The organism is Amycolatopsis sp. NPDC005961 (assembly GCF_040629235.1).
GTDB classification, from domain to species: Bacteria; Actinomycetota; Actinomycetes; order Mycobacteriales; family Pseudonocardiaceae; genus Amycolatopsis; species Amycolatopsis camponoti.
In genome coordinates, this window is the sequence record NZ_JBEXVF010000006.1 from 181523 (window position 1) to 205841 (window position 24319).

Annotated in this window: 18 protein-coding genes; 5 read left to right on the top strand and 13 right to left on the bottom strand. The window is 71.4% G+C overall.

Annotated elements, in window-relative coordinates:
- Position 1: 1 nt before the first annotated feature.
- The gene (locus tag ABZ342_RS08225; protein WP_155545598.1) at positions 2-616 is read right to left on the bottom strand and encodes a TetR family transcriptional regulator; all 615 of its coding nucleotides are present in this window, start codon (positions 614-616) and stop codon (positions 2-4) included.
- 237 nt (positions 617-853) lie between these two features.
- On the opposite strand from ABZ342_RS08225, the gene ABZ342_RS08230 reads away from it, so the two are divergent.
- Entirely contained in the window at positions 854-4087 is a 3234-nt protein-coding gene (locus ABZ342_RS08230) for a S8 family serine peptidase (RefSeq protein ID WP_360470151.1), read from the top strand.
- A 158-nt stretch (positions 4088-4245) separates the two neighbouring features.
- A complete protein-coding gene (locus ABZ342_RS08235) occupies positions 4246-5637 on the top strand; it encodes a discoidin domain-containing protein (protein ID WP_360470153.1) in 1392 nt (463 codons plus the stop codon).
- On the opposite strand, the gene ABZ342_RS08240 is transcribed toward ABZ342_RS08235, so the two are convergent.
- Positions 5625-6788 carry an ROK family transcriptional regulator gene (locus ABZ342_RS08240; RefSeq protein WP_360470155.1) on the bottom strand — a complete coding sequence of 388 codons (1164 nt, stop codon included), beginning with the start codon at positions 6786-6788 and terminating at the stop codon, positions 5625-5627. The two genes, ABZ342_RS08235 and ABZ342_RS08240, sit on opposite strands and share 13 nt — an antisense overlap.
- 100 nt (positions 6789-6888) lie before the next feature.
- On the opposite strand from ABZ342_RS08240, the gene xylA reads away from it, so the two are divergent.
- A complete protein-coding gene (gene xylA / locus ABZ342_RS08245) occupies positions 6889-8037 on the top strand; it encodes a xylose isomerase (protein WP_155545595.1) in 1149 nt (382 codons plus the stop codon).
- Positions 8038-8082: 45 nt separating this feature from the next.
- On the opposite strand, the gene ABZ342_RS08250 is transcribed toward xylA, so the two are convergent.
- The 11 genes from ABZ342_RS08250 to ABZ342_RS08300 all read right to left on the bottom strand — a co-directional run bounded on the left by ABZ342_RS08250 (position 8083) and on the right by ABZ342_RS08300 (position 22131).
- Entirely contained in the window at positions 8083-11958 is a 3876-nt protein-coding gene (locus ABZ342_RS08250) for a carbohydrate-binding protein (protein WP_360470158.1), read from the bottom strand.
- Positions 11959-12061: 103 nt separating this feature from the next.
- Complete coding sequence (locus ABZ342_RS08255) at positions 12062-13066, bottom strand: sugar phosphate isomerase/epimerase family protein (RefSeq protein ID WP_360470161.1); 1005 nt, start codon at positions 13064-13066, stop codon at positions 12062-12064.
- Positions 13067-13086: 20 nt separating this feature from the next.
- Positions 13087-14454 (bottom strand): nucleotide pyrophosphatase/phosphodiesterase family protein, encoded by a 1368-nt coding sequence (locus ABZ342_RS08260; protein ID WP_360470165.1) that lies wholly within the window; start codon positions 14452-14454, stop codon positions 13087-13089.
- Positions 14451-15578, bottom strand: a complete 1128-nt coding sequence (gene eboE, locus ABZ342_RS08265; RefSeq protein WP_360470168.1) for a metabolite traffic protein EboE — start codon at positions 15576-15578, stop codon at positions 14451-14453. The genes ABZ342_RS08260 and eboE overlap by 4 nt, the downstream gene beginning before the upstream one ends.
- Entirely contained in the window at positions 15575-16426 is an 852-nt protein-coding gene (locus ABZ342_RS08270) for a TatD family hydrolase (protein WP_360470171.1), read from the bottom strand. Before ABZ342_RS08270 ends, eboE begins: the two co-directional genes overlap by 4 nt.
- A complete protein-coding gene (locus ABZ342_RS08275; RefSeq protein WP_360470173.1) occupies positions 16426-16971 on the bottom strand; it encodes an EboA domain-containing protein in 546 nt (181 codons plus the stop codon). Before ABZ342_RS08275 ends, ABZ342_RS08270 begins: the two co-directional genes overlap by 1 nt.
- Positions 16968-17789: a sugar phosphate isomerase/epimerase family protein gene (locus ABZ342_RS08280; RefSeq protein ID WP_360470176.1), complete on the bottom strand. Its 822-nt coding sequence runs from the start codon at positions 17787-17789 to the stop codon at positions 16968-16970. The genes ABZ342_RS08275 and ABZ342_RS08280 overlap by 4 nt, the downstream gene beginning before the upstream one ends.
- A complete protein-coding gene (locus ABZ342_RS08285) occupies positions 17786-18613 on the bottom strand; it encodes an SCO3242 family prenyltransferase (protein WP_155547327.1) in 828 nt (275 codons plus the stop codon). The genes ABZ342_RS08280 and ABZ342_RS08285 overlap by 4 nt, the downstream gene beginning before the upstream one ends.
- Positions 18610-19731, bottom strand: coding sequence for an inositol-3-phosphate synthase (locus tag ABZ342_RS08290; protein WP_360470179.1), 1122 nt, complete (start codon positions 19729-19731; stop codon positions 18610-18612). The genes ABZ342_RS08285 and ABZ342_RS08290 overlap by 4 nt, the downstream gene beginning before the upstream one ends.
- A gap of 373 nt (positions 19732-20104) precedes the next feature.
- Positions 20105-21376: an ROK family transcriptional regulator gene (locus tag ABZ342_RS08295; protein ID WP_360470181.1), complete on the bottom strand. Its 1272-nt coding sequence runs from the start codon at positions 21374-21376 to the stop codon at positions 20105-20107.
- A 305-nt stretch (positions 21377-21681) separates the two neighbouring features.
- A complete protein-coding gene (locus ABZ342_RS08300; RefSeq protein ID WP_360470184.1) occupies positions 21682-22131 on the bottom strand; it encodes a MarR family transcriptional regulator in 450 nt (149 codons plus the stop codon).
- Between the two features lie 135 nt (positions 22132-22266).
- Between ABZ342_RS08300 and ABZ342_RS08305 the strand changes: the two genes are divergently transcribed.
- Together ABZ342_RS08305 and ABZ342_RS08310 are read left to right on the top strand one after the other, a co-directional pair.
- Positions 22267-23451 (top strand): MFS transporter, encoded by a 1185-nt coding sequence (locus ABZ342_RS08305; RefSeq protein ID WP_360470187.1) that lies wholly within the window; start codon positions 22267-22269, stop codon positions 23449-23451.
- A gap of 23 nt (positions 23452-23474) precedes the next feature.
- On the top strand, positions 23475-24308 hold the full coding sequence (locus tag ABZ342_RS08310) for an aldo/keto reductase (protein ID WP_360470189.1): 834 nt from the start codon (positions 23475-23477) through the stop codon (positions 24306-24308).
- The last annotated feature ends 11 nt before the right edge of the window (positions 24309-24319 follow it).

Sequence of the window (24319 nt, forward strand, 5' to 3'; positions counted from 1 at the left end):
GTCATTCCTTCCGTTGGTAGGCGGCCAGCGCTTCGCGGGCCTTTTCGAGGACTTCGGTGGTGGCGAGCGGGTTCAGGAACAGGTGCCCGGCGGCCGCGGACATGCGCAGCATCGCCTCGTTCGTGCCCGGCTCCTCGCCGAGCGCGCGGGCGACGTGGTCCTGCAGGATCATCAGCCCGCCGGTCATCGCGGCGAGGGCGGCGGCGACGCCCCGCGGGTCGGGCATGTCCATGCCCTGCTCGCGGAAGTAGCGCTCGGTTTCGTCGACGATCCCGGTGAACTGCGCGTCGGCGGCGGCGGAGCCGTCGACCATGGCGCGGCCCAGGTACCGGCGGTAGAGCAGCTGGCGGGCGTCGAACGTCGGGAGGAACCCCGGGTTCGCGGCACCCTTCGCCAGCACCTCCTCCTTGAACTTCAGCAGCTCGTCGAAGACGTGGGTGTCGCACGCCTCGCGCAGGCCGTCCTTGGAGCCGAAGTGGTGGCGGATCAGGCCGCCGGACACCCCGGCGGCCTCGGCGATGTCGAGGATCGAGGTCTTCTCCATGCCGCGCTCGGTGAACAGCTTGATCGCCGCGTCGCGGATCCGGGCCCTCGCCGTGAAGTCTTCCGTGCTCATCAGCAGTCCTATACGTACGTGTAGTCGACTACACGTGAATATAGCCCGCTGCACACAGGTATAGCAAGGCATCCCTTTCACCGGAAACTGGCGCTTCGGGTTGACTCCCAACCGGGCAGTCGATTAGGCCATTCGGCTCGCAACCAATTGCGGTCAATGGGCTAAGTGTCTGATTGCTGACGAAGATCTCACGTTGTGTACTTCACGGACGCATCTCTTCATGAAGGGTCGTTCTCAGTGACAACGCACAGATCGCGCTGGAGACGGCGGGCCGGGATCACCGTCCTCGCCACCGCACTCGGCGCCTCCGTCCTCGGCATCGCCGTCCCCGTGGCGTCCGCCCAGCAGGCCCCGCCGACCTCGGGCGCGGCCGACGGCAAGACCCTCGACGAGCACGACCGCGCGCTCGTCGCCGAAGCCGAGAAGGCCGGAAAGCCCGACGTCACGCTGCTGATCGCGGCGGAGAAGGGCCAGACCGGCGCCGCCGTGAACGAGCTCAAGGCGCTCGGCGGTGTCGTCCAGTCCACCGACACCAAGCTCGACTACGTCAAGGTCAGCGTCCCGACGGACAAGGCCGAGAAGGCCGCGAAGCTCAAGTCGGTCAACGCCGTCGACGTCGACGGCCTCGTCTACCGCGACGACCCGAAGCCCGACGGCGCGCAGGTCCCCTCGCCGCAGCCGGCACCGGGCAAGAACACCCCGCGCGTGAACCCGTACCTGCCGACCGGCGACACCTACGCGGCGCAGTTCGGCCAGGTCCTGCCCAACTGGGACGGCAAGGACACCACGGTCGCGGTGCTCGACTCCGGCGTCGACCTCGACTCCCCCGCGCTGGCGACCACCAGCCACGGCGAACGCAAGATCGTCGACTGGTACAACGCCAACGCCACCAACTCCGGTGACGGCACCTGGGTCAAGCAGTCCACGCAGACCTACACCGGCGCCTTCACCGCGAACGGCAAGAACTGGACGGCCCCGGCCACCGGCGGCCCGTACACCTTCGGCGTCTTCAGCGAGACCGCCGGCGACCTGGGCGGCGCGGACAGCGAGACCGGCGGTGACGTCAACCGCGACGGCGACCGCGCCGACTCGTGGGGCGTGCTCCTCGACCCGGCGACCAAGGAGGTCCGGGTCGACCTCAACGGCAACGGCGACTTCACCGACGAGAAGCCGATGACCGACTACGCCAAGAAGTACGACTACGGCTTCTTCGGCACGGACAACCCGGCGACCGACGTCGCCGAGCGGATGGCCTTCGTGGTCCAGACCGACAAGCCGGGCTTCGTCGGCATCGGCATCTCCGGCGCCGAGCACGGCTCGCACGTCGCGGGCATCGCCGCCGGCAACGACCTCTTCGGCGGCAAGATGGACGGCGCGGCCCCGGGCGCGAAGCTCCTGGCGGTCAAGGTCTGCCTCACCGGCACCGCCTGCACGTCGTCGGGCCTGATCGACGGTGTCGTCTACGCGGCCAGCCACGGCGCCGACGTCATCAACATCTCGATCGGTGGCCTGCCCGCCCTCAACGACGGCAACAACGCCCGTGCGGAGCTCTACAACCGCACGATCGCCGAGTACAACGTCCAGATCTTCATCTCGGCCGGCAACAGCGGCGCCGGGGCGAACACCGTCGGCGACCCGTCGGTGGCCACGGACGCGATCTCGGTCGGCTCGTACATCACCAAGGAGACCTGGCTGTCGAACTACGGCTCGGTCACCAAGAACGCCGAGTCGCTGCACCCGTTCTCCTCGCGCGGCCCGCGTGAGGACGGCGGCTTCAAGCCGGACATCATCGCGCCCGGCGCGGCGATCGCGACCATCCCGCGCTGGGAAGCAGGGGGCCCGGTGGCCGGCACGTACGGCCTGCCCGCGGGCTACGCGATGCTGCAGGGCACGTCGATGGCGTCGCCGCAGGCGACCGGCGCGGCGGCTCTGCTGGTGAGCGCGTACAAGGCGACGCACAAGGGCCAGCGGCCGCCGGTGGCGCAGCTGCGCTCGGCCATCAAGTCGACCGCGCGGTTCGTGCCGGGCATCGACGCCTACGCCCAGGGCGCGGGCCTGTTCAACGTGCCGGCCGCGTTCGTCGCGCTGTCGCTGAACCCGAAGCCGGACGCCGTTTCGACGTCGGTCGAGGTGCACACCGCGCTCTCGGGCCTCCTGGCCACCCCGAACACGGGCGTGGGCATCCACGACCGCGAAGGCGTGACCACGGGCAAGGCGTACACCCGCACGTACACGATCACCCGCACCACGGGGTCGGCGCAGCCGGTACCGTACTTCGCGCGGTGGACGGGCAACGACGGGACGTTCTCGTCGAAGTCCACAGTGGTCCTGCCGCTGAACACGCCGGTGAAGTTCGACGTCAAGGTCGAGCCGAAGAAGGCGGGCGCCCACTCGGCGGTGCTGAACCTGGACAACCCGCTGACCATCGGCGTCGACGTGCAGACCCTCAACACGGTCTTCGCGCCGCAGGAGTTCACCGCCGACAAGGGCTACCAGGTCGACGTCTCCGGCAAGATCGCCCGCAACCAGGCGACCAGCTACTTCGTGCGGGTGCCCCAGGGCGCCAGCGCGCTGAAGGTGGACCTGGACGCGGGGGCCGGCGCCCCGGGCAAGGGCCAGGTGCGGTTCCTGCGCTACGACCCGACCGGTGTCCCGGCCGAGGCGAGCACGTCGACGACGTTCTGCTACCTGCCCGACGCCGGCGCCGGCTGCCCCGGTGGCACGCCGACCAGCCGGACGATCGCCAACCCCCAGCCGGGTGTGTGGGAGATCGTCGTGGAAGCGCGCCGGACGTCCGATGTGGACAATGCGGCGTACAAGCTGTCGGCTTCGGTGCTGGGCACGGCCATCGCGCCGAACCCGGACACGATCGCCTCGGCCACGCTGGGCACGCCGATCGCGCGTTCGTACACCGTGACGAACACGCTGGGCGCCTTCACCGGCAAGCTGAACGGCGCCACGCTGGGCAGCGCCAAGGTCGCGCGGCAGTCGATCGCCGACGGGGCGCAGCAGCAGTACCAGATCCAGGTGACGCCGGGCTCGACGTCGCTGACGGCCACGATCGGCCGGACGTCCGACGTCGGCGCCGACCTGGACCTGGTGCTGTACAACTGCTCGACCGGGTCCTGCGTGCAGGCGGCGGTCAGCGCGGACGGTGACTCCGAGGAGTCGGTCACCGTGGCCAACCCGGCCGCGGGTGTCTGGGTCGCGCTGGTCGACGGGTTCGCGGTGCCCTCGGGTACCACGGACTACGACTACCTGGACGTGTTCACCAACCCGGCGTTCGGTTCGGTCGCGGTGACCGACGCGAACGCGCTGCGGGCGTCCGGCAGCTCGTGGACGGTGCCGGCGACGGTCACCGCCACGGCGGCCCCGGCGTCGGGCCGGATCCTGCGCGGTCAGCTGACCGTGCAGACCGACACGGGCGTCACGGTCGGCTCCTCGCTGGTGCTGGTCAACTCCGTCAGCTAGTCCCGCTCAACGGAAACCGCCCCGGGTGCGCCCGGGGCGGTTTTCGCTGTATTGGTGGGTTTCCGACGCAAGTTTGCGTATGTGCGGTGAACTCTTGCCCTGGCGCGGAAGCCGTCCGTATGGTCTGGAACACTCCGCACCCACCGAGGGGTTCCCGCATGCGACGGATTTCGACGTTCTTCGCCGCTCTTCTCCTGCTGGCCGCGACCGTGCCGGGCGTCTCGCACGCCGCGGCGGCACTGTCGGGCCGCACTCATCTGTTCTACTATCCTTGGTACGGCGGCAGTTCCACCGGTTACCGGCACTGGCAGCAGGGCGGGCACACCCCGCCGGACGACGTCGGCGCGAACTTCTACCCGGTGCTGGGCCCGTACGACTCCGGGGACTTCACCGGTGCCGTCGAGCAGCACATGCGGTGGATCGAGCAGTCCGGCGCCGGGGTGATCGTCTACAGCTGGTGGGGCCAGGGGTCCTATGAGGACGGTCTGGCGGCCGGCGTGCTGGAAGCCGCGGCGCGGCACGGGATCCGCGTCGCGTGGCACCTGGAGCCCTACAGCGGGCGGACGGCGGCTTCGACGGTCTCGGACATCGGCTACATCCAGAGTCGCTACGGCTCCAGCCCGGCGTACTACCGTGAAGGCGGCCGCGGCGCGTTCTACGTCTTCGAAAGCCTGCGCATCACCGACTGGACGCCGCTGGACCAGGTGCGCTCGTCGGCGATCGTGCTGGCGCAGACGACCGACACGAGCAAGGTCGCGCACTTCGGCGGGATGTACACCTACGACGCGATCGCCGGGGCCACGGCACCGGGCTGGCGCGAAGCGGGGGCCTACTGCGAAGCGAACGGCCTGGTCTGGGCGCCTTCGGTGGGCCCGGGGTACGTCGACGACCGCGCGGTGCCGGGCAACACGACCCCGACCCTGGGCCGTGACAACGGGGCGACCTACGACCGCGAGTGGCAGAACGCGATCTCGTCGAGCGCCGACTGGGTTTCGGTGACGTCGTTCAACGAATGGCACGAGGGATCGATCATCGAACCGGCTCGTTCGTCGCCGCCTTCGGGAGCGTACGAAACCTTCGCCGGAGCGTATGGGACTTCGGGAGCGGCGTCGGAAACCGCCTACCTCGACCGGACGCGCTACTGGGCCGCGCAGCTGGGTGGACCGCCGCCCGCGTCGGTGAACCTCGCGCAAGGACGTCCGGTCACGGCGAGCGGGTCGCAGGGCGGCTACCCGGCGGGCAACGCGGTCGACGGCAATGCGTCGAGCTACTGGGAAAGCACGAACAACGCGTTCCCGCAGACGTTCACGGTGGACCTCGGCGCCGCGGCGAGCAGGCTGGTGCTGAAGCTGCCGCCGTCGTGGGGCGCCCGGACGCAGACGATCGCGGTGAACGGCGGCAGCCCGGCGGGGTACGTGTTCGACCCGGCGAACGGGAACACCGTGACCATCCCGGTGTCCGGCACGGATCACTCCGTGCGCCTGACCTTCAGCGGCAACACCGGCTGGCCCGCCGGTCAGCTGTCCGAAGTGGAGGCCTACGCCTCCTGAACCCGGGTCAGGAACGGCGCCGGCTCGGCGAGCACCCGGTGCACGATCCGCCCGGCCGCGCCCAGCGTGGCGGCGTCACCGCCGAGGCGTGACGCCGACAGCACCGGCGGCGCGCCCCGGAGTCCGCCGAGGCGGGCCGAGAGCACCTCCGACACCGGGCCGGACAGCCACGGGTACAGCTGGGTGAAGACCCCGCCGAGCACAATGCGGTCGAGGTCCAGGAGGTTGACCGCCGACGTCAGCGCGATGCCGAGGGCCCGCCCCGCCGCCGCGCACGCTTCGCTCGCCGCGGGGTCGCCGTCTTCGAGCGCGGCCAGCAGCGCGGGGACCGACGCCGTGTGCCCCGCCGTCAGCAGTGCCTCCTGGCCCGCGAACATCTCCAGGCACCCGCTGCCGCCGCACCGGCAGGGCGGCCCGTCCGGTGCCACGACGACGTGGCCCAGCTCGCCGGCCAGGCCCCGCGCGCCGGAGAACAGCGCGCCGTTCACGACCAGGCCCGCGCCGATGCCGACTTCACCCGACACGTAGAGGAAGTCACGTTCGCCGTCGCCGAACCAGAGCTCGCCCAGCGCCGCGAGGTTCGCTTCGTTGTCCAGCTCGACCGGGACGGGCAGGCGCAGCAGGTCCGCCGGGCGGACGTCCTGCCAGCCGAGGTTGGGGGCGCTGAACAGCACGCCGTCGCCGACCGGGCCGGACACCGCGAGCACCGCGCCGGCGACCTCCAGCCCGAGCCGGTGCGTCTCGGTCAGCGCCTCCGACGCCAGCGCCTGCAGCTCCGCCAAGACCTTCTTCGGCCGCGACCCGCGGTTGTCGCGCTCGCGGCGGGCGGCGAACCGGACCTCGCCGGTGAGGTCGAGCACGCGGGCCGCGAGGTAGTCGACGTTGATCTCCAGTCCCAGCGACGCCACGCGCGCGCCGCTGAGCACGACCTCCACGCCCGGCCGGCCGCGTTCGCCCGCCCGCGCGGGCCCGGTCTCGGCCAGCAGGCCGGCTTCGACGAGGTCGCCGACGAGCTTGGAGACCGTGGACTTGGTCAGGCCGGTGAGCTCGGCGAGGGAAGCCCTGGTCAGCGGGCCACCGCGGCTGACCGCGCCCAGCACGACCTCGAGGTTGCGGGCGCGCATCGAGTCGTGCCGCACGGCCTGGGTCATCGCGTCCCCTCCTGCGAAGCACTCTAACCGGCCCTCTTGACGCCCGGGACCACCGCGGCGCATATTTAGTCTACAACGTGAACTAAATGAAGGGACAGTCATGAGCGACTACGCTCCCCAGCCGGCCGACAAGTTCACCTTCGGCCTCTGGACCGTGGGCTGGCCCGCGAACGACCCGTTCGGGGTCGGGACGCGGCCGCCGCTGGACCCGGTGGAGAGCGTGCACCGGCTCGCGGAGCTGGGCGCCTACGGCGTGACGTTCCACGACGACGACCTCCTCGCCACCGAGCCCGACCGCGACAAGGCGATCGAGCGGTTCCGCAAGGCGCTCGCCGAGACCGGGCTCAAGGTCCCGATGGCGACGACGAACCTGTTCACCCACCCGGTGTTCAAGGACGGCGGCCTGACCAGCAACGACCGCGACGTCCGGCGCTACGCGCTGCGGAAGGTGCGCCGCAACCTCGACCTCGCGGCCGAGCTGGGCGCGGAGACCTACGTCGTCTGGGGCGGCCGCGAAGGCGCCGAGTCGGACGCCGCGAAGGACGTCCGGGCGGCGCTGGACCGGTACAAGGAGGGCCTGGACCTGCTCGCGGACTACGTCGTCGAGCAGGGCTACTCGCTGCGGTTCGCCCTCGAGCCCAAGCCGAACGAGCCGCGCGGCGACATCCTGCTGCCGACCATCGGGCACGCGCTGGGCTTCATCTCGCAGCTCGCGCGGTCCGAGATGTTCGGGCTCAACCCGGAGGTCGGGCACGAGCAGATGGCCGGGCTCAACTTCGTGCACGGTATTTCGCAGGCGCTGTGGCAGGGCAAGCTGTTCCACATCGACCTCAACGGCCAGCACGGCCCGAAGTACGACCAGGACCTGATCTTCGGCCACGGCGACGTGAAGAGCGCGTTCTTCCTGGTCGACCTGCTGGAGAACGGCGGGTACGAGGGTCCGCGGCACTTCGACTACAAGCCGCTGCGCACCGAGGACCCGTCGGACGTGTGGGTGTCCGCCGCGGCGAACATGCGGACGTACCTGATCCTCAAGGAGAAGTCGGCGGCGTTCCGCGCCGACCCGGAGGTCGCGGAGGCGCTGGCGGCGTCCCGCGTCCCGGAGCTGTCGACGCCGACGCTGGCGCCGGGCGAGTCGTTCGACGACCTGCTGAAGGACGACTTCGACCTCGACGCGGCAGGCGCCCGCGGCTACCACTTCACGCGCCTGAACCAGCTGGCCCTGGAGCACCTCCTCGGCGTCCGCTGACGACGAAGGGGCCGCCGTGCGCGCACGGCGGCCCCTTCACCGGGCTTACGAGACGGTCAGCGTGTCGATGTCGAACAGGGAACCCGCGCCGCCTCGGAAGACCAGGTGGAGCGGGCCCGAGCCGGGTGACAGCGTCGTCGAGACCGTCTGGAACGTCTCCCAGCTGCCCGTGTTCGGCACCGCCACCGTGCCCAGCAGGGCGCCGGTCGGCGAGCCGTCGCGGATCTCGATCGTGCCGCCCGCGCCCGCCGACGACACGACCGCGCTGAACCGCGTGACGCCCGCCGTGCTCACCGGCGCGTAGCCGGCCCAGTCACCGTTCTCGATGTAGCCCAGCGTCTGGCCGCCGCTGGCCGGAGCGTGCGAAGCGATCTGCACGCCCGAGCCGGACGTGAACGACTCACCCTCCACTGTGGACGACGACGAGCCGCACGAAGCCGGGACGACCCCGGCGGCGTAGCGGATCCCGCCCAGCAGCTCGGTCCGGAACGCCGGGTCCGAGTACGACTCGATCGTGTGGCCGAGCCCGGTGTAGAACGAGCGGCCGGCACCCTGCGGGTGACACCACGTGATCGGGTGGTCGGCACCCATCTCGCCGCCGGTGTAGCTGGACTCGTCCAGCGTCTGCAGCACGTGGACACTGCCGCGCGGGTTCGTGCGGTAGTTGTACAGCTCGTCGGTCCGGGTCCAGACCGCCGGCAGGTGCGCCGTCGCCGGGTGGGTGCCGTCTTCGGTCACGAACCGGGCCTGCTGGATCGCCGGGTGGCTCTTGAAGTAAGCGCCGACCAGCGTGCCGTACCACGGCCAGTCGTACTCGGTGTCCGCCGCCGCGTGGACGCCGAGGTAGCCGCCCCCACCCTCCACATAGGACTCGAACGCCGCCTGCTGGGTCGTGTCCAGGACGTCACCGGTGGTCGAGAGGAACACCACCGCCTGGTACTTCGCCAGTTCGGTGGCTGTGAACACGGACGCGTCCTCGGTCGCCGTCACCCCGAATCCCTCGGCGGCGCCCAGCTCCCGGATCGCCTGGATCCCGGCCGGGATCGCGTCGTGCCGGAAGCCGGCCGTCTTGGAGAACACCAGCACGTCGTACGCGGGATCGACCTGGGTCGGCATGCTGCTCAGGCTAAACGTGTCGATGTCGAAGAGGGAACCGGAGCCGCCGCGGAAAACCAGGAACAGCGGCCCGGACCCGCTCGACACCGACGTGGTGACGGTCTGGAAGACCTCCCAGTCACCGGTCGGCGGCACCGCGACCGTGCCCAGCAGCGTCCCGGTCGCCGAGCCGGACCGGATCTCGATCGTGCCGCCCGCGCCGGCCGACGACACCCGCGCGGTGAACGTCCGGGCGCCCGCCGTGCTCACCGGCGCGTACCCGGCCCAGTCGCCGTTCTCGATGTAGCCCAAGGTGTTCCCGCCGCTCGCCGCGGCGTGCGGCGCGATCTGGACGCCCGAGCCGGAGGTGAACGACTCGCCTTCGACCGGGCCCGCCTGGGTGGCGGTGGTGAAGGTGAACGCGTCGAGGTCGAACAGGTTGCCCTGCCCGGTGACGCCCTTGAACACGAGGTACAGCGTCGTCGTGCCCGACGGCCGGTTCGCCAGGTTCGCCGTGACGTTCTGGAACGTGTCCCAGTCACCGGTGTTGGCGACGGCCACCGACCCGAGCAGGGTGCCGGTCGGCGAGCCCGCGCGGACCTCCAGGGTCCCGCCGGGACCACCCGAGGACACCCGCGCGCTGATCGACGTCGCGTTGGCCAGCGCGTACGGCGTGAAGGAGATCCAGTCGCCGTCGTCGGTGTACCCGACCGTCCGGCCGCCCTCGGCCGAGCCGTGGTCCGCGAGCTGGATCCCGGACTGCGCCGAGAAGTGCTCGCCTTGACGGTGCCGCGGCTGCAGCTTGCGGACGCTGTGGGACGTCAGCCCGCCGTTGTCGGTGTACTGCGCGTCGAAGACGCCGAAGATGTTCGCCGCGGCGTCGTGCTCACCGTCGACCGGGACGGCGATCGAGCCATTGCACCCGGTCGCCTGCGTGATCTGGTGCTGGTGGCTGTCGTGGCCCAGCAGGTAGGTGACCTTGACCTTCGAGCAGTCCAGCGGCCCGTCCTCCGGGTCGCTGCCGGTCACCTGGAAGGGCACGGTGTCGCCGAAGGAGAACAGCTGGCCGTCGGCCGGGGTGCCGAGCGCGATCGTCGGCGCGGTGTTCCCGACCGTGACGACCAGGCTCGCTGTGCCGGTCAGGCCCTCCGGATCCGAGACCGTGAGCGTCGGCGAATAGGTCCCGTTGGTGGTGTAGGTGTGCGCCGGGTTCGCCGACGTCGACGTCTGACCGTCGCCGAAGTCCCAGCGGTAGCTCAACGCCCCGCCTTCGGGGTCGCTGCTGCCCGCCGAGGAGAAGTTCACGGTCAGCGGGTTCGGCCCGGACGTCTTGTCGGACGCGGCTTTCGCGACCGGGTTGCGGTTGGTGCCCGCCAGGTACTCGATCCGGTAGAGCGCCTGGTTGTCGTCGCCGGTGCCGTAGTCGAGGACGTACAGGGCGCCGTCGGGGCCGAACGCCATGTCCATGACCTGCGTGCCGGACCACGGGAAGTTCTCGATGCCGCCGCGCGTGCCGTCGGCGTTGACGGTCACCGCCTTGATCCACTTGCGCCCGTACTCCCCGGCGAAGAACTTGCCGTCGAGGGACTGCGGGAACTTGACCGTGGACGTCGAAGCGGCGTCGTACCGGTAGACCGGCCCGCCCATCGGCGACTCCGAACCGCTGCCGAACTCCGGCGGCGAACCCTCGTCACCCGCGTACTTGATCCACGCGGGTTTCGGCACCGGCAGCTGGGCGAGCCCGGTGTTGCGGAACGAGGAGTTCGTCGGCCCGCCCGCGCAGTCGTACTTCGCACCCGACGGCCCGCTCGGGAACGTGTAGTGATTGTACGTCTCGGTCGTCGTGTTCGAGCCGGTGCAGTACGGCCAGCCGAAGTTGCCCGGCCCGGTGATCCGGTCGAACTCGACCTGGCCCTGCGGCCCGCGGTTCGGGTCCGTGGTGCCGGCGTCCGGGCCGTAGTCGCCGAGGTAGACGACGCCGGTCGGTTTGTCGACACTCATCCGGAACGGGTTGCGGAAGCCCATCGCGTAGATCTCCGCCCGGGTGTTCGCGGTGCCCGGCGCGAAGAGGTTGCCGGACGGGACGGTGTAGGTCCCGTCCGCCTGCGGGTGGATCCGCAGCAGCTTGCCGCGCAGGTCGTTCGTGTTGCCCGACGACCGCTGCGCGTCGAACTGCGGGTTGCGGTTGGTCCGCTCGTCGATCGGCGAGTAGCTGTCGGAGGAGAACGGGTTGGTGTCGTCGCCGGTGGTGAGGTAGAGGTTGCCGGCGGCGTCGAAGTCGATGTCGCCGCCGACGTGGCAGCACTGGCCGCGGTCGTTGGCCACCTTCAGCACGACCTTCTCGCTGGCCAGGTCGAGCGTGTTGTCGGTCTTGAGAACGAACCTCGACAGGTGCAGCTCGCCCTTGAACGGCGCGAAGTCCGCCTCGGTGCCCTCGGTCGGCGCGTCACCGTCCGGTGTGGACAGACGCGGCGAGTAGTACAGCCAGACGTAGCGGTTGGTCGCGAAGCCGGGGTCGGCGGCGACGCCCTGGAGGCCTTCCTCGTCGTGGGTGTAGACGTTCAGCTTGGCCGCGACGGAGGTCGCGCCGGCCGCGGTGGTGACGCGGACGGTGCCGTCGCGGGAGGTGTGCACGACCGAGCGGTCGGGCAGCACGGCGAGCGACATCGCCTCGCCGAGCTCGGCCGCGCCGGTGGCGAGCGCGACCTGCTGGTAGTCCGCGGGCGGGATGTCCGCGCGGGCCGGGGTGTCGAGGGTGAGCAGGAGGCCGGCGCCGAGGAGCGCGGTGCCGAACAGCCTCGCCCACTTCGGTGGGGACGGAGACATGCGGGATCCTTCCTGATTTTGAGCGTGCTTCGCCCCGGAGTGGGCCGAAGCCGGTTTCGATCACCTTCCGACGGGGCTGGCGGTCACCCGTTGAACAGAAGCGTTACTTCTTCGAGGAGAAAGCGGCGTCGAACGCCGCCGAGGGTGGGGTGAAGTTGAGCTTGCGGACGAACTCCAGCGCTTCCGGAGCGCCGACGAGCCGGTCCATGCCCGCGTCTTCCCACTCGATGGAGATCGGGCCGTCGTAGCCGATGGCGTTGAGCATCCGGAAGACGTCCTCCCACGGGACGTCGCCGTGGCCGGTGGACACGAAGTCCCAGCCGCGGCGGGGATCCGCCCAGGGCAGGTGGGAGCCGAGCCGGCCGTTGCGGCCGTTGAGCTGCTTGCGGGCCTCCTTGCAGTCGACGTGGTAGATGCGGTCCTTGAAGTCCCACAGGAACCCGACCGGGTCGAGGTCCTGCCAGACGAAGTGCGACGGGTCGAAGTTCAGCCCGAACGCCTCGCGGTGGCCGATCGCCTCCAGCGTCCGGACGGTGCTCCAGTAGTCGTAGGCGATCTCGCTCGGGTGCACCTCGTGGGCGAAGCGCACGCCGACCTCGTCGAACACGTCGAGGATCGGGTTCCAGCGGTCGGCGAAGTCGGCGTACCCGCGCTCGATCATCGACGGCGGCACCGGCGGGAACATCGCCACCGTGTGCCAGATCGACGAGCCGGTGAACCCGACCACAGTGGACACTCCGAGCTTGGCCGCGGCACGGGCGGTGGTCTTCATCTCCTCCGCCGCCCGCTGCCGGACGCCCTCGGCCTCGCCGTCGCCCCAGATCCGGGCGGGCAGGATGGCCTCGTGCCGCTCGTCGATCGGGTGGTCGCAGACGGCCTGGCCGAGCAGGTGGTTCGAGATCGCCCACACCTTGAGGTCGTACTTGGCCAGCGTCTCCAGCTTGGCCTGGACGTAGCCGTCTTCCGCCAGCGCGCGGTCCACTTCGAAGTGGTCGCCCCAGCAGGCGATCTCGAGGCCTTCGTAGCCCCAGCCGCTCGCCAGCTCGCACACCTCCTCGAACGGCAGATCGGCCCACTGCCCGGTGAACAGGGTCAACGGTCGTGCCATGTCCTGACCTCCTGGATGCGTTACTCCGTGCGAACGGCGGCTAGCAGCAGTTCCTTGACCTCGGTGGCGTGGATCTTTTCGCGCGCGAGCGAAGGATCCGAGCACAGCAGCACCGGTCCGTCCTCGGGCGAGTCGGGCAGCCGCCCGTGACTCCCGCGGACCGGCGCCGGGTCGAGCGGCACGACCTGCATCGAGTACCGCAGGCCGAGCTTCTTGCGGGCCAGCGCGGACGCGGCCTTCAGCTTCACCCTCGGGTCGTTCGGGTCGAAGAACAGCTCGGCCGGGTCGTAGCCGGGCTTGCGGTGGATCTCGACGGTCTTGGCGAAGTCGGGCGCGCGGTCGTCGCTCAGCCAGTAGTAGTACGTGAACCAGGCGTCCGGCTCGGCGATCGCGACCAGCTCACCGGCCCGTTCGTGGTTGATGCCGATCCCCGCCTGACCCTCGCGGTCCAGCACGACGTCCACTCCGGACAGTCCGGCGACGATGTCCCGCACGCGCGGGATGTCGGCGGGGTCGGCGACGTAGACGTGCGCGACCTGGTGGTCGGCCACCGCGAACGCCCGCGACGTCCACGGGTCGAGGTACTCCATGCCCGCCTGGACGTACACGTTGAGCAAGCCCTCGCGACGCAGCGCCCGGTTGATGTCGACGGGACGGCTCGCGTTCGCGATGCCGTACTCCGAGAGCGCGACGACGGTGTGCCCGCCCGCGGCCGCTTGGTCCAGCAGCGGCTTCATGGCGGCGTCGATCTCCCGCGCGGCGGCCGCGGCCTGGGGCGCGTCGGGGCCGAAGCGCTGCAGGTCGTAGTCCAGGTGCGGGAGGTAGACGAGGGTGGTGTCGGGCTTGTCCTCGGCCATGATCTTCTGCGCGGCGGCGATGATCCACTTCGACGACGTGATCGCCGCCGTCGGCCCCCAGTAGGTGAAGAGCGGGAACTCGCCGAGGGCGCCGACCAGGCGGTCGTGCAGCTGCGGCGGGTGGGTGTAGGCGTCCGGGGACTTCTTGCCGTCGGCGTGGTAGATCGGCCGCGGGGTCACCGTCAGGTCGACGTCCATGCCCATCGCGTACCACCAGCAGACGTTGGCGACCTTGTGCCCGGCCTGCGCGCGGCGGGCGGCGTCCCAGAACTTGTCGCCCTGCACCAGCTTGTTGTGCTGGCGCCACAGGAAGATCTCGCCGAGGTCGCGGAAGTACCAGCCGTTGCCGACGATGCCGTGCTCGGCCGGCTGCAGCCCGGTGAGGAACGTCGACTGCACCGAGCACGTGACGGCCGGGAACACGGTGTCCAGCTGCGCGGTGAAGCCGGGTTCGGCCATCTTGCGCAGGTTGGGCATGTGCGGGAGCAGCCGCGGCGTCAGCCCCACGACGTCGAGAACCAGCAAGCTCATTCGGAAACCTCTTCCAAGCCTAGTGCGATCAGGGAACGCCGGGTCCAGTCCAGCTCGGCCGCGATGCCCGCGACGAGCCCGGCGTCGTCGGCGGGTGCGTCCGGGAGCACCTGCCAGGTGTAGGTCTCGACCTCGACGTGGTCGGTGCGCGCGCTCGCGCCGCCGAACAGCTCGGCCAGGGTGCCGGCCAGCACCGGCCGGGTCGACGTCAGCGGCGGCGCCGGGTCGGCGTGCAGCGGCACGTGGAAGTGCACGCGCCACGGCGCCTCGCCCGGGAGGCCTCCGGCCAGCGCTTCATCGAGGTCGTCGGCACCCGGCGGCGCGCCTTCGTTGCTCTGGTGCAGGAACCTCGGCTCCACAAAGGACTCCAACGCCTTGCGCGTCACCGGGTCCCTCGGCGAAGCGGCCTCCAGCGCGGCCGACGCCTGGAGCTTGACGACGTCAAGCCCGGCGGCTTCGAGCCGACCGAGCGCGGCCGCCGGGTCCTCGAACCCGACCGCGAGGTGGCACGTGTCGAGGCAGACGCCGAGCCAGTTCTTGTCCACTTCGGACAGCAGCGACGCTGCCTGCGCGGTCGTCTCGATGACGCACCCGGGTTCGGGTTCGAACGCCACCCGCACCGGACGGCCGACCTTCGCCAGCCCCTCGGCGAGCAGGTCGAGCTGGCCACGATCGTCGCGCCATTCGGTGCGCCAGCCGAGCGGCAACGTCGAGACGCTGCCGCGCACGGCGTCCTCCGGCATCAGCTCCGCGAGCAGCCGCGCCAGGTCGAGGGTGTACCGCGTCCGCTCGGGCGTCGACCAGTCCGGCCGGTAGACCTTGTGCTTGACGACCGGATCGTGGAAGCCCTGGTACGGGAACCCGTTGAGGGTGACGACCTCCAGGCCGCGCGCGGCGAGTTCGCGCCGGAGCCGGGAAACCGCGGCCGGGTCGGCGGTCAGCTCGGTTGCCACCGGCCGGGCCAGCCACAGGCCGAGCCCGAGCCGGCCGACACCCAGGCGTTCCCGCACCGGCTCGCCGAAGCGGGCCAGCTGGGTGAGCACGCCGTCGAGGTCCTCGGCCTGGTGCACGTTGGTGCAGTAGGCGAGGTGGACGAGCGTGCCGTCGCGGTGCCGGAACCTCACTTGCGGGCCCCCCGCAGGATCGAGTTGCCCGCGAACTCGGCGTCCGGCGCTTCGCCGTCCAGCGAAAGACGCCCGCTCTGGCCGTAGAACTCCACCGGGTTGCGCCACAGCACCCGGTCGACGTCGTCGTCGGTGAACCCGGCGGCCAGCATCGCGTCGCCGGTCTTGCGGGTCTTGAGCGGGTCGCTCTTGCCCCAGTCCGCGGCGGAGTTCACCAGCACCCGCTCGGTCCCGTACTCGCGCAGGATCGCGACCATCCGCTCCTCGTCCATCTTGGTGTCCGGGTAGATCGAGAACCCCATCCAGGAGCCGGACTCCTTGACCATCGCGACGGTCATCTCGTTGAGGTGGTCGAGCACCACCCGCTCGGGCGCGATGCCCGACTCGCGGACGACGGCGATGCTGCGCTCGGTGCCGGCCGCCTTGTCGCGGTGCGGGGTGTGCACCATCGCGGGCAGCTCGTGGTCGATCGCCAGGGCCAGCTGCGCGGCGAACGCCTTGTCCTCCTCCGCGGTCATCGAGTCGTAGCCGATCTCGCCGACCGCGACCACGCCGTCCTTCTCCAGGTACCGCGGCAGCAGGTCGAGCACCGGCGCGCACCGCGGGTCGTTGGCTTCCTTGGGGTTCAGCGCGATCGTGCAGTGGTGGGCGATGCCGAACTGGCTCGCGCGGAACGGTTCCCAGCCGACGAGCGCGTCGAAGTAGTCGGTGAAGCTGCCGACGTTCGTGCGCGGCTGGCCCAGCCAGAACGCCGGCTCGACGAGCGCGCGGACCCCGGCGGCGTGCATGGCCGCGTAGTCGTCGGTGGTGCGGGAGCTCATGTGGATGTGCGGGTCGAAGATGCGCATCAGGCGTCCTGTTCGTTCAGCAGCGGGAGGAGGTCGGCGGGCACGGCGCGGCCCGCGGCGGTGCGCTCGGCGGCGAACGACCGCATCATGCGCAGCAGCTCCTCGTCGGTCCGGCGGTCCAGCCCGGCGACCTCGGCCAAGGGGATGCCCATGAAGACGCACTTGAGGACGCCGTGGCGGTACGCGGAGTCGTCCAGGTGGGTGGCCGCGTACACCCCCATAGCCGCGGTGACGAGCCGGGTGTCGTTGGTCCGCAGGGCGTCGGCGACCAGGTCGAGCCCGGCGGCCCCGACGTCCACAACGGACAGTCCACGCAGGACGGCCCGCTTCTCGGCGGCGTCTCCGTAGCGGTAGAGGTCGGGCATCTCCGCCGCGGCCCCGGGAGCCGCCCGGAGCAGCTCCACGCGGGCCACGTCGTCCACCGTCCAGCCCGGGACGTCCGACGGGCCCCGGCCGACCCGGCGGCCGACACCGGGGAACAGCGTCCGCAACGCGGTCGCGTCTTCGGCGACCTTGGTCAGGGCTTCGTCCAGCCAGGCGTTCACGCGGCCACCGCCTTGCGCAGGAATTCCAGGGACTCGCGGGCGATCCGCGGGGCCGCGTGGCTGTCGCGCGGCAGTTCCACCGCGACCAGCCCGGGGTACGGCGACAGCGCTTCCAGCACGGGCGGGAAGTCGATCTCGCCCCGGCCGAACTCCAGGTGCTCGTGCGTGCCGCGGCGCATGTCGTCGATCTGGACATTCACCAGCCGCGGCAGCGCGCGCCGGACGCAGTCGGGCACGGACGCCGTCTCGTTGCACCGGCAGTGCCCGATGTCCAGCGTCAGCCCGAACCGCTCCGGGTCGCCGAGCCGTCGCGCCAGCTCGAAGTAGCCGTCGAGGTCCTCGACGAGCATCCCCGGCTCGGGCTCGAACCCGAGCGCGACGTCGTGCTCGTCGGCGGCTTTCAGCACGTCGGCGCACCCGTCGACCAGCTGGGTCCAAGCGTCCTCAGTGGACAGATCGGCGGGCTTGTTGCCGCTCCAGAACGACACCGCCTCGGCGCCGAGGTCCGCGGCGATCTCGACGGCCCGGGTCAGGAACCCGATCCGCCCGGCCCGGTCCGGGTCGAGGAACGTCGGCGAGTGCTTGCGCCACGGGTCCAGCAGGAACCGCGCGCCCGTCTCGATCACGACGGCCAGCCCGAGCCGGTCCAGTTCCGCGGCGACGTCGGCGACGCGGCGGGCGAGGTCCGGCCCGAACGGGTCGAGGTGCTGGTGGTCCAGCGTCAGCGCGACGCCGTCGTAGCCGAGGTCGGCCAGGACGCGCAGGGCGTCGCCGAGGCGGTGGTTGGCGAAGCCGTTGGTGCCGTACCCGAACCTCATGTCGGCGACACCTTCCGGCTCAGCGCCCGCGCGATCGGGAACGCGGCGGCGACGGCCAGCGCCGAGCGCCACGCGCCGGTGCGGGCGATCAGCCCGGCCTGCAGCGGGATCATCCCGTGGATGCCCGCGCCGACCGCGCGCCGGATCTTCGGCGCGGCCGGGTCGCGGATGGCGTCGTACTGCGCCCGCCCGGTGGTCAGCGCGTACGTCCCGAGCAGCGCCGAAGCCAGCGGCCCGACGCGACCGGCGGCGACGCGCACCCCGGCCGTGGCGGCGAGGGTGGCCGCCGGCAGGGCGGGCCTGGCACCGTCCACTTCGGACCTTGACAACGCTGTCACCGCGTAGGTGTGCGCCCCGACCGTCAACGCGGCCGGGACCGCCGCCCGGGCACCGCCCCCGCCGAGCAGCACGTCCAGGGCCCGGGCGGCGGCCATCGCGGCCGGCCCGAACACGGTCTCCTTGAGCACGAAGTCGTACGCCCAGACCGTCGCGGCCAGCGGCAGCGCGACGCGCAGGGCCTGCTTCCCGCCGGCGGCCGCGGCGATGCCCAGCCCGCCCGCGGTCAGGCCGGTCGCCACGCCGAGCGCCGTGCCGGCCTTGATCCGGCCGGACGGGATCGGTCGCTCGGGCCGTTCCATCGCGTCGAGGTGGCGGTCGGCGTAGTCGTTGAGCGCCATGCCCGCCCAGTAGATGCAGACGGACGCGCCGGTCAGGGCGAGGGTCCGGCGGCCGAAGGGCCAGCCCGACGCGGCGGCCCCGGCGACGGCGTCCCCGGGCACGGTCAGCGCGGCGGGCGCGCGGACGAGCTCGACGAGCGCCTTCACCGGTTCGCCCACTCGCGCAGGGCCGCGTACTGCGACGCGAGGTCGTGCGGGCCCTCGCCGACGGGATCCTTGAAGAAGAACCCGAACTCGGCGACCGGCCCGGCGACGCCGTCACCGCACGCCTTGGCGGTGAGGCGGGCGAGGTCGAGCACCAGCGGCGCCGCGAGCGCGGAGTCGCAGCCCTGCCACGTCAGCTGCAGGGTCATGCGCGCGCCGAGGAACCCCTCGAACAGCACGTGGTCCCAGGCGGTCTTCCAGTCGCCGAGCGCCGGGACGTAGTCGATGTGCACCTCGCCGTCGACGTCGCGGCCGAGGTTCTGTGAGAGCACCTGCTGCTTCGACGCGTTCTTGCTCGACGCCGCACCCGGGTCGGCGAGCGTGGCGCCGTCCCCGCCGCCGAGCAGGTTCGTGCCCGACCAGGACAGGACGTTCAGCGCGCGCTGGGCGAACATCGGCGCGAGCACCGACCGCAGCAGCGTCTCGCCGGTCTTACCGTCGCGGCCCGCGTACGGAAGTCCCGTGGTGCGGGCGAGTTCGTCCAGCGCCGGCAGCCGCGCGCCGGTGGACGGGGTGAAGTCGACAAAGCCACAGCCCGCGCGGAAGGCGGCGTAGGCGTAGACGGCGCTCGCCGGGAGGACCTCCTCGCCCGCGTCCAGCGCGGCTTCGAGGGCGGCCAAGGAAGCGTGCGCCGGGTGCGGGACGCACGGCGGCTCGGTGGAGGAGACGTTGAGGACGACGACGTGGTCCAAGCCCGCGCCGAACGCCGTCAGGTCGGCGGCGATCCGGTCGATCGCCGCACGGCCGCCGCCGTCCGGCGCCGGGCGCAGCCGGGTTTCGGCGGCTTCCAGGTCGGCGCTGATCGGGCCGGGCAGGGTCGCGGGCAGCACGCCCGCCGCGACCAGCTGCTCCGCCCGCTTGACCAGCGGCGTGTCGACGACGTCGTGACCCCCGAAGACCAGGTCTCCCAGTCCGGGCAGCCGCGTCCCGGCGAAGTCCGGCAGCTCGGTCACGCACCCCGTGCGCGCGGCCAGTCCCGCGCGCATCGCGGCGGCACCGGCGATGGCCGTTGTGGCCACCGAGCCCCGGGCACCGATCAGCCAGACACCGATCTTCCCCATGTTCTTCCTCCAGTTCGGCAAATTCAGCCCGCGCCGGTCGCCCCCGACGGGACGCGGGTCAAGACACTGCTCGCCGCGGTGCGCCCGCCGGCCGCGGCGAGCGCGGTCCCCCCGGGCGGGCAGAGGTCCACCCGGACTACATCGCCGCAGTCGATCAAGTGTTTCCGCACTCCTTCGCGACGAGGGCGCGGCGCCGGGCCACCGTGGCCGGCGCCGCCCGGCCCGCCGGGTCTTCGAGCCCCCTCACCTGCGGCGGCGCGGCCGTCCGGGCCTGCCCAATCTGCCCCGTGGGCCCGGCCACAGCACGTCCCATCTTGCGGATTCCGGCAGGCTCCGATAAGCCTCTGGCCTTTACCGGCCACCTCTGCGAACGTCATCCGCTGTCCCTTTCCGGCCGCACCGGCACGAGCGCCGGATCGTCGAACACCGCTTGCAGCGCGACGTGCGCGCCGCCGCGCGAAGCCGCGGAGAACCCGAGCCAGGACAGCTCGACGCGGCAGCCCCCGGTACCCGGGGCGATCACCCTGGCCTCCAGCTCGGCCAGCATCGGGCCGAGCAGGTACGGGCCCAGCTGGGCGAAGTACCCGCCGAGCAGCACCACGCGCGGGTTGAAGACGTTGACCAGCACGGCCGCGCCGACGCCCAGGCCGGTGCCGACCTGCGCGAGCGCGTCGAGCGTGCGCTTGTCCTTGAGCTCGGCGCGGCGGCGGATCATGTCGAGCCGCTGTTCGAGGTCGAGCGAGGGGTCGTGCACCGGGTCGCTCGGCGACGCGGCGAGCCGCAGCATCCCGGCCAGCCCGACGAGGGTCTCCCAGCAGCCGCGGCGCCCGCACCCGCAGACGCGGCCCGCCGGGTCGACCTGGATGTGCCCGACCTCGCCGGCGAACCCCTCCGCGCCGCCGAGCAGCCGGCCGCCGGAGATCACGCCGCCGCCGACGCCGATCTCGCCGGTCAGGTACACCAGGTCGGCGGTCCCGGCCATGCTGCCCATGGCGTACTCGCCGAGCGCACCGAGGTTCGCGTCGTTGGCCGTGCGGATCGGGAACGAGGGCGGCCCGAGCCGCCGCGTCAGCCGCTCGGTGATCCCGCGGACCACCGGAACGTCGGTCCAGTGCAGGTTCGGCGCGAAGGCGACGGTGCCGTTCGTGACGTCGACGAGCGCCGGGATGCCGACGGTGACCCCGGCCGGCGTGACCCCGAGCCGCCGGCATTCCCGCAGCGCCCGCGCGGTGAGCTCGGCGCCCGCGTCGAGCACCTTCGTCACGGGGAGGGCTTGCACGTCGAGCGCCACGCGTTGTTCGAAGAGCACGGTGCCGGTGAGGTCGAGGGCGAGCGCGGTCAGGTAGTCGACGTTGATCTCGACGCCGATGCCGCCGACGCCACGGCCGTCCAGCTCGACGATCGTGCCCGGCCGCCCGACCGCGCCGGCGCGTTCCCGCTCGCCTTCGCGAGCCAGCCCGCGCTCGACGAGCTCGGCGACGAGACTCGAGACGGTTCCCTTGTTCAGCCCGGTGTCCGCGGCGATCGCCGCTCGCGAGCGGGGTCCCGCGTCCCGCAGGTGCCGCAGCACCAGCGCGAGGTTGCTCCGGCGGACGGCGGCCTGGTCGGCCGGGCGCACCGGCTTGAGCGAGAAGGAGGAGTCCACGCCGACACCACCCCGGTTCGTCTGGTGGTTCAACAAATTAGGTGCGGCGAAACGATCGGGTCAACGACGGCACCCGGGGTCTTTCGTGGACAAAAGCCACAGAAATCGGTCTGACCAGCGAAACTATCGAACGTAGGCAGCAAAAGGGTCCCACGGATGGAGCACGGGTTAGGGTGCGCGGCCGCCCCAATCCCCCGGCCGAACGGGACCGCCTTCCGTCGGGTACCGCTGACCGGGACGGACCGGGTTTCGCTTCGGGCGACGCGAAAGTGCCGACGGCGCACCGAAACTTTCCGCAAGCGGGGTCAGCGGGTGAAGGTGAGCGTGCCGAGCGCGGCGACCAGCGGTGCGAGTTCCGGCAGGGTCTCGGCTTCGGCGAGAGCTTCCGCCAGCGCCGTGTCGTGGGTCGGGCGTGCCGCCGTCAGCAGGGCCCGGCCCGCCGGCGTCACCTCCGTGTAGATGCCCCGGCGGTCGTCGGCGCAGAGGTAGCGGGCCAGCAGCCCGCGGCCCTCCAGCCGCGTGACCAGCCGGGTCGTCGCCGACTGGCTGAGCACCACCGCGTTGGCCAGCTGGTTCATCCGCAGGTGGAAGCCGTCCTGGCGGCCCAGCGCGTCGAGCACGCTGTACTCGCTCACCGACAGCTCGTGGTCGCGCTCGAGCGCGCGCTGCAGCCGGTCTTCGATCCGCGCGTGCAGCGCGGCCAGCGTGCGCCAGCCCTGCGCGCGGGTTTCGACGGCATCGTCGTCCAGTGACACGGTTCACCTCTCCCGGACTTGCCGCATACGTTTGCGCGCGGCACTATCAAGCCTGTGCAATATACGGCGTGTGCAACTATCTCGGACGCTCGTAGTTGCTCACGCCCATAACTCTACTCCGGAAGAAGGAAGTCCATGCCCGCCGCTCTGCTCGCCCTCGCGATCAGCGCTTTCGGGATCGGCACCACCGAGTTCGTGATCATGGGCCTGCTGCCCGAGGTCGCGACCGACTTCGGCGTCTCGATCCCGTCCGCAGGCCTGCTCATCTCCGGCTACGCGCTCGGCGTCGTCGTCGGTGCCCCCGTCCTCACCGCCCTCGCCTCGCGGGTGCCGCGCAAGACCGTGCTGGTCGCCCTGATGGGCCTGTTCATCGCGGGCAACGTGCTCTCGGCCCTGGCGCCGAGCTACGGCCTGCTGATGACCGGCCGGGTCGTCGCGGCCCTCTCGCACGGCGCGTTCTTCGGCGTGGGCTCGGTCGTCGCCGCGTCGCTGGTCGCCCCGGCCAAGCAGGCCAGCGCGATCGCGCTGATGTTCACCGGGCTGACCGTGGCGAACGTCCTCGGCGTGCCCGCCGGCACCGCGCTCGGCCAGGCCTTCGGCTGGCGCTCGACGTTCTGGGTGGTCAGCGTCCTCGGTGTCGTCGGCGCGATCGGCATCCTCGCGCTCGTGCCGCACCAGCCGAAGAGCGGCAACGTGGGCCTGCGCGGCGAACTGGCCGTGTTCCGCCGCCCGCAGGTCTGGCTGGCGCTGGCCATGACGGCGCTCGGCTTCGCCGGGGTGTTCGCGTCCTTCACCTACATCGCGCCGATGATGACCGAGGTCGCCGGCTTCTCCAGCGGCGCCGTCACCTGGCTGCTCGTGCTCTTCGGCGCCGGGCTGTTCGCCGGCAACCTGCTCGGCGGCCGGGCCGCGGACCGCAAGCTGATGCCCAGCCTGTACGTCATCCTCGCCGCGCTGGCGATCGTGCTCGTCGCCTTCGTCTTTACCGCGCACGCCCAGGTGCCGGCCGCGATCACGATCGCGCTGTTCGGCGCGGCCGGCTTCGCGACGGTCCCACCGCTGCAGGCCCGCGTCATGGCCAAGGCCGAGGGCGCCCCGGCGCTGGCGTCGGCGGCGAACATCGCCGCGTTCAACCTCGGCAACGCCGGCGGCGCGTGGCTCGGCGGCCAGGCCATCGAAGCCGGCCTCGGCTACACCGCCCCGAACTGGATCGGCGCTGTGCTCGCCGCGGCGGGCCTCGCCGTGGCGCTCGTCTCCGGCCTGCTCGACCGCAAGGCCCCGGCCAGTTTCGCAGCCGGGGAACGGGTACCCACCCGATGAACCACCCACCGAAAGGAACCCTCGTGACCAGCGTGCCCGTGATCGAACTCAACAACGGCGTACGGATGCCCCAACTGGGCTACGGCGTGTTCCAGGTCCCGGACGACGAGACCGCCACCGCCGTGAAGGCCGCGCTCGAAGCGGGCTACCGCAGCATCGACACCGCCACCGTCTACGGCAACGAAAAGGGCGTCGGCCAGGCCATCGCCGAGTCCGGCATCACCCGTGACGAGCTCTTCGTCACCACCAAGCTGTGGAACTCCGCCCAGGGCTACGACTCGACGCTCAAGGCGTTCGACGAAAGCATGAAGCGGCTGGGCCTGGAGCAGCTGGACCTGTACCTGATCCACTGGCCGACGCCCGCGCGCGACAAGTACCTCGACACCTGGCGGGCGTTCGAAAAGCTGCACGCCGACGGCCGCGTCCGCGCGATCGGCGTCTCCAACTTCCAGCCCGCGCACCTCACCCGGCTGCTCGACGCGGCCGACGTCGCCCCGGCGGTCAACCAGATCGAGCTCCACCCCTACCTGCAGCAGCGAGAGGTCCGCGAGTTCGACGCGAAGCACGGGATCGCGACCGAGGCGTGGAGCCCGCTGGCCAAGGGCGGCTCGCTGCTGGGCGACCCGATCATCGCGGAGCTGGCGGTGAAGCACGGCCGCACGCCGGCGCAGATCGTGCTCCGCTGGCACCTGCAGCTGGGCAACGTGGTGATCCCGAAGTCCGTCACGCCGTCGCGGATCGAAGAGAACTTCGACCTGTTCGGGTTCACCCTCGCGGAGGAGGAGCTGGAGTCGCTGACGCCGCTGGACCGCGGCGAGCGCACCGGTCCGGACCCGGACACCTTCAACGCCGCCTGACCCCGTCGTGA

Excerpts from the sequence above, each read along its gene's own strand:
- ABZ342_RS08225 (WP_155545598.1), bottom strand. The coding sequence starts at position 616 with ATGAGCACGGAAGACTTCACGGCGAGGGCCCGGATCCGCGACGCGGCG.
- ABZ342_RS08235 (WP_360470153.1), top strand. The coding sequence starts at position 4,246 with ATGCGACGGATTTCGACGTTCTTCGCCGCTCTTCTCCTGCTGGCCGCG.
- ABZ342_RS08240 (WP_360470155.1), bottom strand. The coding sequence starts at position 6,788 with ATGACCCAGGCCGTGCGGCACGACTCGATGCGCGCCCGCAACCTCGAG.
- xylA (WP_155545595.1), top strand. The coding sequence starts at position 6,889 with ATGAGCGACTACGCTCCCCAGCCGGCCGACAAGTTCACCTTCGGCCTC.
- ABZ342_RS08250 (WP_360470158.1), bottom strand. The coding sequence starts at position 11,958 with ATGTCTCCGTCCCCACCGAAGTGGGCGAGGCTGTTCGGCACCGCGCTC.
- ABZ342_RS08255 (WP_360470161.1), bottom strand. The coding sequence starts at position 13,066 with ATGGCACGACCGTTGACCCTGTTCACCGGGCAGTGGGCCGATCTGCCG.
- ABZ342_RS08260 (WP_360470165.1), bottom strand. The coding sequence starts at position 14,454 with ATGAGCTTGCTGGTTCTCGACGTCGTGGGGCTGACGCCGCGGCTGCTC.
- ABZ342_RS08270 (WP_360470171.1), bottom strand. The coding sequence starts at position 16,426 with ATGCGCATCTTCGACCCGCACATCCACATGAGCTCCCGCACCACCGAC.
- ABZ342_RS08280 (WP_360470176.1), bottom strand. The coding sequence starts at position 17,789 with ATGAGGTTCGGGTACGGCACCAACGGCTTCGCCAACCACCGCCTCGGC.
- ABZ342_RS08290 (WP_360470179.1), bottom strand. The coding sequence starts at position 19,731 with ATGGGGAAGATCGGTGTCTGGCTGATCGGTGCCCGGGGCTCGGTGGCC.
- ABZ342_RS08305 (WP_360470187.1), top strand. The coding sequence starts at position 22,267 with ATGCCCGCCGCTCTGCTCGCCCTCGCGATCAGCGCTTTCGGGATCGGC.